General features: G+C 44.9%; 5 protein-coding genes and 4 tRNA genes. 5 read left to right on the top strand and 4 right to left on the bottom strand.

Translation table 11 applies throughout. From position 1 onward, the window contains the following. From AB4653_RS20710 to AB4653_RS20720, 3 genes are all read right to left on the bottom strand, one after another. Nucleotides 1-2,947, bottom strand: a 2,947-nt coding sequence (locus AB4653_RS20710; RefSeq protein ID WP_372105210.1) for a multidrug efflux RND transporter permease subunit, incomplete at its 3' end; no start/stop codon positions are given. Between the two features lie 11 nt (nucleotides 2,948-2,958). Beyond that, a complete protein-coding gene (locus AB4653_RS20715) occupies nucleotides 2,959-4,065 on the bottom strand; it encodes an efflux RND transporter periplasmic adaptor subunit (protein ID WP_009848083.1) in 1,107 nt (368 codons plus the stop codon). An 18-nt stretch (nucleotides 4,066-4,083) separates the two neighbouring features. Then, complete coding sequence (locus AB4653_RS20720) at nucleotides 4,084-4,701, bottom strand: TetR/AcrR family transcriptional regulator (RefSeq protein ID WP_009848082.1); 618 nt, start codon at nucleotides 4,699-4,701, stop codon at nucleotides 4,084-4,086. A 151-nt stretch (nucleotides 4,702-4,852) separates the two neighbouring features. Here AB4653_RS20720 and rep point away from each other — a divergent pair, with 151 nt between their 5' ends. Beyond that, nucleotides 4,853-6,871 (top strand): DNA helicase Rep, encoded by a 2,019-nt coding sequence (gene rep, locus AB4653_RS20725; RefSeq protein ID WP_012602966.1) that lies wholly within the window; start codon nucleotides 4,853-4,855, stop codon nucleotides 6,869-6,871. 96 nt (nucleotides 6,872-6,967) lie between these two features. On the opposite strand, the gene AB4653_RS20730 is transcribed toward rep, so the two are convergent. After that, nucleotides 6,968-7,381, bottom strand: coding sequence for a cytochrome c5 family protein (locus AB4653_RS20730; protein WP_009848079.1), 414 nt, complete (start codon nucleotides 7,379-7,381; stop codon nucleotides 6,968-6,970). A gap of 297 nt (nucleotides 7,382-7,678) precedes the next feature. Here AB4653_RS20730 and AB4653_RS20735 point away from each other — a divergent pair. From AB4653_RS20735 to AB4653_RS20750, 4 genes are all read left to right on the top strand, one after another. After that, a tRNA-Arg gene (locus AB4653_RS20735) sits at nucleotides 7,679-7,755 on the top strand. A gap of 47 nt (nucleotides 7,756-7,802) precedes the next feature. After that, nucleotides 7,803-7,878, top strand: a tRNA-His gene (locus tag AB4653_RS20740). Nucleotides 7,879-7,955: 77 nt separating this feature from the next. Beyond that, nucleotides 7,956-8,032: transfer RNA gene (locus AB4653_RS20745), tRNA-Pro, on the top strand. 45 nt (nucleotides 8,033-8,077) lie between these two features. After that, a tRNA-His gene (locus AB4653_RS20750) sits at nucleotides 8,078-8,153 on the top strand. Nucleotides 8,154-8,223 lie beyond the last annotated feature (70 nt).

The following is an 8,223-nucleotide window of genomic DNA, read 5'->3' on the forward strand; positions in this document are numbered from 1 at the left end:
CGATTACGATACCAATACTGAAACGCTGAGCCGCACCCGCACCACTTGCGTACATCAGTGGGATTAGACCCGCGATCATCGCAGCCGTTGTCATCAGGATTGGACGAAGACGAACCTTCGCTGCTTCCATTACCGCTTCAATACGAGTTTTTTGATTGTGCAGCTGCTCTTCTTTCGCAACCTCACAAATCAAGATACCGTGCTTGGTAATCAGGCCGACTAAGGTGATCAAACCAACTTGCGAGTAGATGTTCATCGTTGCCGCGCCCCAAGCCAGAGCTATTAGGGCACCACAGATCGCCAGTGGTACAGATACCATGATAACCAGTGGGTCTTTCAGTGATTCAAACTGAATCGCCAATACCAAGAAGATGATTGCCAGAGCTAAACCAAAGGTCGCGTAAAGTGCGCTACCTTCTGTTACGTATTGGCGTGCTTCACCCATGTAGTCATGGTTGTAGCCACTTGGAAGCTTATTCGCTGCCGTGTCTTCAAACCACGCAATTGCATCACCCATTGCAGCGCCTGGAGCCGGTACCGCACCAATCGTCGCCGAGTTCAATTGGTTGAAGTGAGGAAGAGAGCGAGGCTCTGCCACAACATCAATCGTAATCAAACTGCCTAGTGGTACAGCGTTGCCGTCTGCAGCACGTACGTAGTAGTTGTTCATTGATTCTGGGTTCAAACGGAATTTACGTTCAACTTGAGGAATAACCTCGTAAGAACGGCCATTCAAGTCTATACGGTTCACGTAGCCATCAGACATCATGGTACCGAGCGTGATACCGATATCTTGCATGGTCACACCGTATGCGCCTGCTTTATCCTTGTCGATGTTGATCTTCATGGTTGCTGAGTCGTAGTTCAGGTCGAGATCTGAATATACGAACAACGGGTTTGAAGAGACATCAGCCAGAATGTCTGTGGTAATTTGGAACAAGCTTTCAAAACTGTTTGGCGTTGTTATGACAAATTGAATTGGAAGGCCTGAACCAGCACCGGGTAGTTCTGGCATTTGGAATGCAGTTACCGCCATTCCTGGAACATCTTTCACCAAATTACCAACGCGGTTTGCTACGTCTGATTGGCTTGCTTCACGTTCGCTCCAAGGAACCATAGACGCGATACCAAATGCTTGGTTTGCATTTGGCACACCTGTAAATACCTGTGCGTAAGCAACTTCTGGCTGATCAGACAGAATCTGGTTTACGTCGTTCATGGTATTTTGCATGAAGTCTAAGTTTGCATTCGACGGTGCTGTACCCATCAACATGATTACACCTTTATCTTCTGAAGGTGCTAGCTCACTAGGGATGAATTTGAACAACAACGGTAAACTTGCAAATACGATGATAGCAAAACCAATAAATACTGGACGATGTTGCATTACCGCACCAAGCATACGCTCGTAACGGTTAGTCATGCCATCTAGCACGCTATGAACTTTCTGCTCAAACTTGCTTGGCTCAGCGTGAGCTTTCAGCATTTTCGAACACATCATTGGCGAGAGCGTTAGTGCCACAATGCCTGATACGAAAACCGAACCCGCTAGGGTTAATGCAAACTCTTTAAATAGCGAGCCTGTAATACCACCCATCATCGCAATTGGAGCATATACCGCACCTAGCGTTAACGTCATTGCGATAACAGGCACCGCAATTTCGCGGGTACCGATAATCGCTGCACGGAAAGGGGACTCGCCGAGCTTGATATGCCTGTCGACGTTTTCAAGTACTACGATCGCATCATCTACCACTAGACCGATGGCAAGTACCATTGCAAGTAGTGTCATTAGATTCCAAGAGAAACCCATTGCCTGCATTACCATTGCCACACCAATCAAAGACAGTGGGATAGTAATAATAGGGATCAGTACCGCTCGGAATGAACCTAAGAATAAAGTAATCACGATCAATACGATTAATGCCGCTTCAAGGATAGTCTTAATAACTTCTTGAATTGACTCGTTAATCGCAATAGTTGAATCGTACATGACGTTCATTGAGATGTTGCTTGGTAGGTTCTTCTCTAATTGAGGAAGAAGTTCCAGTACATCAGCTGCGATGTTGATTGGGTTCGCACTTGGCGCCGCATTGATCGCGGCTACAACCGCCTCTTGGCCGTTAGCACTTGCTCGGTAAACATCGTGACTTTTCTCAAGAGAAACTTTCGCGATATCGGATAGGCGAATGATCTCACCTTCTCCGCTTTTCACGACTAGATTCTCTAGTTCTTCAGTGTTTGATACCTGAGTATCGGCACTGCCGTTGTAAAGCACGAACTCACCGGTCGCTTGACCCGTAGCTGATTGGTAGTTGTTAGCGTTCAGTACCGTCATTACATCAGATGCAGTCAGACCAATCGCCGCCATTTTTGATGGGTCTAGCCATACGCGCAGTGCGTATTTCATACCACCATATAGGTCAACTTTAGATACACCATTAACCGTAAATAGCTGCGGGTTGATTACACGCTCTAGATAGTCGGTAATTTGGCTCGATACCAATTCGTCACTGGTAAAACCAATATAGAGTACAGCGGTTGTTGAACCGGTAGACATGGTTACGGTTGGATCTTCAGCCTCTTTAGGTAGCTGAGAACGTACCGAGTTTGTCTTGGCCAGTATGTCAGACAATGCCGCATTCGGGTCGGTGTTCAACTTCATGTTCACGGTAATCGTAGATTTACCTAGCACAGAAGAAGATGTCATATAATCGATGTTATCCGCTTGAGCCACAGCCTGTTCGAGGGGCTGGGTGATAAAGCCTTGGATAAGATCGGCACTTGCACCATAGTAACCAGTTGAGACTGTCACCACGGTATTCGTCATTTCAGGGTATTCACGCACCTGCATTTTGAAGATTGCTTGTAAGCCAAGCAGAGCAATCAAAAAGCTGATGGATACCGCTAGAACTGGACGTTTAATAAAAACATCAGTAAAGCGCATTGTGCCTCCAGTTACAGCTTAGGTGTTTCAGATGGTGGAGTGATCGCATCACTTTCAACAACTTTAACTTTGGCGCCGTTACTTAGGCGTACTTGGCCAGAAGTTACAACTGTATCGCCAGCTTTTACACCATCAAGGATGTGTGCAATATCAGCCGTACGCTCACCTACTTTTACAACATGTTGAGCAACACGCTGAACTCCGTCTTCTTCAGTTAAGATGTAAACATTGTCACCATATAGAGTGAAAGTAATCGCTGTTTGAGGAAGAGTAACTTGGTTCTCTAGCTTAGGCAGAATGATGTTAGCACGAGCGAACATACCGCTACGAAGCTTGCCATCATTGTTTGGAATATCTGCTTGAACTTGGATAAGACCACTTTGGATGCTTACTGCTGGTTCGATGGCACTGATAGAACCTTCAAATGGCTTCTCTGGGTAGGCATCAACAAAGATGTCGATAGCTTGACCCACATGGATGCGAGAGATATCAGTTTGAGAAACCGTGAAGCGCAGGCGCATGACACTGGTATCTTCTAAACGAACGATATCCGTACCTGATTGCAGGTATTGACCTAGGTAAACGTTACGAATGCCCACTTTTCCATCGAAAGGAGCACGAATTTCACGACGTTCGATAGATGCTTTTAGGCTTTCAATATCAGCAGATAGAGAATAGAAGTTTGCTTCTGCTTCATCGTATGCTTCTTTAGAAATAGAACCTTTCTTAAAAAGACCTTGGTAGCGTTTGTATTTTGCTTTTGCCGCAGGCAGGCGAGCTTCAGAGCTCTTTAGATTTGCCTTTTCTACGCCGGAATCAAGACGAACAAGAAGTTGGTCATTTTTAACATCAGTACCAGAACCAAAAGAGATTTGGTCAATAACACCGCTGGTTTCGTTCGCTAGTGTTACACCTTGGTTAGGTTCGATGAAGCCGATAGCTTCGATTACTGGAACCCAGTCGATAGGTTGAACTTCTGTTACCGTTACTGGAAACTCTGGCTCAGGTCGGTTAGCCATAAACTCAGCAATTTTTTGTTGTTTAAACATGTTAAACCCAATAACGCTGCCGAAAAGTAGTACAGCGATGAGTAACATGAAGAAAGTCCACTTTTTCATTCTAGTTAGAACTCCAAATTAGTGTGTAATAATCGCATCCCAACTTGCTTCAATCGCCGCTTCAATGGCTTTTTTATCAAGTTGGTAATATCCAAGAGATTGCTTACGGGCCAGCGTGACACTGACTTCTAAGCTAAGTGCTGCTAAAACAGGGTTTTCTAGAGGCTTAAACACCCCTTGCTCTCTACCTTCAGTAAAGAGTTGATCTATTTTGTGGAACATTTTTCGTTCAATCTCTTTGGTCTCATGGCTGCGAATACAAGGTAAAGAGTCGTATTGAGCTCTATTCTTTAAATTGCAGATGTTTGATCCCGAGAGCTCGAAAATGTTGAGCCACATTTTTCTAAATCGTTCTTTTAGACTCATCGAATCTTCAACGCCTTGCTGAATTAAACCAGCATTTCGTTGAGTGACAGCTAAGCGAACTTGTTGTAATAGTTCTTCTTTGTCTGAGAAGTAGCGATAAATAGTTCCAGCCGCAACTCCTGCTTCTTTAGCTAGTTTATGCATAGAAAGTCCGTGAAAGCCTGATTCAGCAATCAGTTTTTCGGCGGCATCTATAATTTGTTGTCTTTTATCTATCATAGAATAAAAACCAGACAGTGATAATATACTCACTAATGAATGAACGTTCATTCATTATAGCCTAAGACCCATACATAAGTGCAACATAGTTTTTCATATGTGATATAAAATTCTTGCATAAGAGAGCGTAGCATTCGAGGTGTTGCAGCATTATTATAGGCGCGCAATTGAATTCGCCCCGATAGACCAAATTGAGAACCAAATGAAACTGAACCCAAGACAAGATGAAGCCGTGAAATATGTTTCGGGCCCCTGTTTAGTATTAGCAGGCGCAGGATCTGGTAAAACACGTGTTATCACGAATAAGATTGCTTACTTGGTTCAAGAGTGTGGTTACAAGGCACGCAATATTGCAGCGGTAACTTTTACCAATAAAGCGGCACGCGAGATGAAAGAACGTGTGGGGCAAACTCTGGGTAAAGGTGAATCGAAAGGCCTGATCGTTTCGACTTTTCATACCATGGGCTTAACTATCATTCGTCGTGAATACAAAGCGCTGGGTCTGAAAGCGGGCTTCTCTCTATTTGATGACCAAGACCAGTTGGCGCTATTAAAAGAGCTAACAGAGAGACAGATCGATGGTGATAAGGATCTGCTGCGTGCTTTAATGAGCACCATTTCGAATTGGAAGAATGACATGCTGACGCCAGATCAGGCGAAAGCTCGAGCTCAAGGCGAACAAGAGCAGTTGTTTGCATTCTGTTTTGAGATGTACCAGAAACAGATGAAGGCATACAACGCGCTCGATTTTGATGATCTGATTGCGATGCCAGTATTACTTCTGAAAACCAATCAAGAAGTGCGTGAGCGCTGGCAGTCTCGTATTCGCTATTTACTTGTCGATGAGTATCAAGATACCAACACCAGCCAATATGAATTGGTGCGTCTGCTTGTGGGAGAGCGTGGTCGTTTGACGGTCGTAGGTGACGATGACCAATCTATTTACTCATGGCGTGGTGCAAAACCGCAAAACTTGGTGCTGTTAGGTGAGGACTACCCTAACTTACGCTTGATCAAATTAGAGCAGAACTACCGCTCAACGAGTCGAATTTTGCGTGCAGCGAATATCTTGATCGCTAATAACCCACACGTTTATGAAAAGTCACTGTTCTCTGAGATCCCGGACGGTGAAAAGCTCAAGGTACTGAATGCTAAGAATGAAGAGCATGAAGCAGAGCGTATTACAGGTGAGATCATCGCTCACAAGTTTTTGAATCGCACAGAATATAAAGATTACGCAGTGCTGTACCGTGGTAACCACCAATCTCGCTTGATTGAAAAAGCGTTGATGCAGAACCGTGTGCCTTACAAAATTTCTGGCGGTACCTCTTTCTTCGCTAGAGCTGAGATTAAAGACATCATGGCTTACCTCCGCGTGTTGGTGAACCCTGATGATGACAACGCGTTTCTACGTATTGTAAACACACCACGTCGTGAGATTGGCCCGGTGACGCTTGAGAAGTTAGGCAGCTACGCCAACATGCGTGGCAAGAGCTTGTTTGAAGCGAGCTTTGAGATGGGTTTAGAGCAAACTTTGACTGGTCGTGGTTTAGAAAACCTGCGCCGTTTCAGCGATTGGATTGTTCGTATTTCTGATAATGCTGAACGTGGCAATACCGTTGAGGCTGTTCGCTCTTTGGTTCGTGATATTAACTATGAAGATTGGTTGTACGAAACCTCGGCAAGCCCGAAGGCTGCAGAGATGAGAATGAAGAACGTTTCTGATCTTTATAGTTGGATCGTTGCTGACCTTGAGGGTGACAACTACGACAAAGAAGAGAAGACCCTACGAGAAGTGGTTCAACGTTTAACGCTACGTGACATGATGGAGCGTGGTGAAGATGATGACGATGCAGACCAAGTTCAATTAATGACATTGCACGCATCGAAAGGCCTAGAGTTTCCGTATGTGTTCCTGATGGGAGCCGAAGAGGGTATCTTGCCACACCAAACCAGTGTCGATGAAGGTAACGTAGAAGAAGAACGTCGTCTTATGTATGTAGGGATTACTCGCGCGCAGAAAGAGCTGACCTTCACTAAATGTCGTGAACGTCGTCAGTATGGCGAATTGATAAAGCCAACACAAAGCCGATTCCTCGATGAACTGCCGCATGAAGATGTGGAGTGGGAAAGTGTTAAGAAACCACAATCCGCTGAAGAAAGAATGGAAAAAGGACAGGCACACATTGCTAACATTCGAGCGATGTTCAACAAGAAGTAATTCCTTGCTTTCATCGCGTTATATAAAAGCCAATAAAAAAGGTGACCATGAGGTCACCTTTTTTGAATCTGGCATTTTTAATTACAGATCGGTAAATTACAGACCAGCAATCATGTGCTCGATAGCATCTTTGATTTCATCATCTGAACAGTCCATACATGAACCTTTCGCTGGCATAGCATTGAAGCCGTTGATTGCGTGGTCAGCTAGAATGTCGCGACCTTGGGCAATACGAGGACCCCAGTCACCAGCGTCACCTGTTTTAGGTGCGCCACTTACGCCAGATGCGTGACAAGCGATACAAAAGGTACCGTAAACTGCTGCGCCATCACGAGGGCCTGTTGGTTCTGCGGCTACTGGCTCGCTGCCGACTAGGTAAACTTGGCCAACTGGTTTGATGCGTTCAGCAATAGCATCTTGCTCTGCTTCGCTTAGGCCTGAAGCCATAGCGCCAGTTGAAAAGGTTAAAACTGCGATGACAACGCTTAAAATTCGACGAGACATATCCATTAAACTCACTTTACATTCCCAAGGTAAGTACATGCTTACCAATTTATAGTGTTGGAAGGGTGTTTTGGCTTTATCAGCAAAGAGCAACTGTTAAACCAATGTAAATAATGGGTGATTATATCCCGATAAGTTGTTGCAATAAACAACAACTTATAAGCTGCGGTGGGTTGTAGTACTCAAATAAGGGGTTTATCACATATTAACTGTCGAAAAAGAGACCAAACAGAAAAAAAAGTTAAAAAAGTACTAGACGGCATAAGGTGATATACGTATTATTCCACTCCGCCGACAGGGCATGCGCCTGTAGCTCAGCTGGATAGAGCGTTGGCCTCCGGAGCCAAAGGCCGAAGGTTCGAATCCTTTCAGGCGCGCCATCCGGTCTCTTACTTAGGTAAGTGAGAATTGGCAAAAAGAAATAATGGTGGCTATAGCTCAGTTGGTAGAGCCCTGGATTGTGATTCCGGTGGTCGCGAGTTCGAATCTCGTTAGCCACCCCATTCTTTCTTTACAAAATATCGGTAGCTTCGGCTTCCAGTGTTGATTCATTATTCCCAAGAGTCGATACAAAATTAGTCGGTGAATAGCGCAGCTTGGTAGCGCATCTGGTTTGGGACCAGAGGGTCGGGGGTTCGAATCCCTCTTCACCGACCACTATTTCAATAATCGCCTTTTAAGCGGTTATATAAAAGATTAGTGGTGGCTATAGCTCAGTTGGTAGAGCCCTGGATTGTGATTCCGGTGGTCGCGAGTTCGAATCTCGTTAGCCACCCCATTAATTTTGGTAACTTCATTGAAGTTCCCTGTTTGAGAAATCAAACGAAACGTCTCGGTGAATAGCGCAG

The organism is Vibrio sp. 10N.222.48.A3 (assembly GCF_041475345.1).
GTDB lineage: Bacteria > Pseudomonadota > Gammaproteobacteria > Enterobacterales > Vibrionaceae > Vibrio > Vibrio tasmaniensis_A.

Coding starts and splice junctions, on each gene's coding strand:
- AB4653_RS20720 (WP_009848082.1), bottom strand. CDS start 4,701: ATGAACGTTCATTCATTAGTGAGTATATTATCACTGTCTGGTTTTTAT.
- AB4653_RS20730 (WP_009848079.1), bottom strand. CDS start 7,381: ATGGATATGTCTCGTCGAATTTTAAGCGTTGTCATCGCAGTTTTAACC.
- AB4653_RS20715 (WP_009848083.1), bottom strand. CDS start 4,065: ATGAAAAAGTGGACTTTCTTCATGTTACTCATCGCTGTACTACTTTTC.
- rep (WP_012602966.1), top strand. CDS start 4,853: ATGAAACTGAACCCAAGACAAGATGAAGCCGTGAAATATGTTTCGGGC.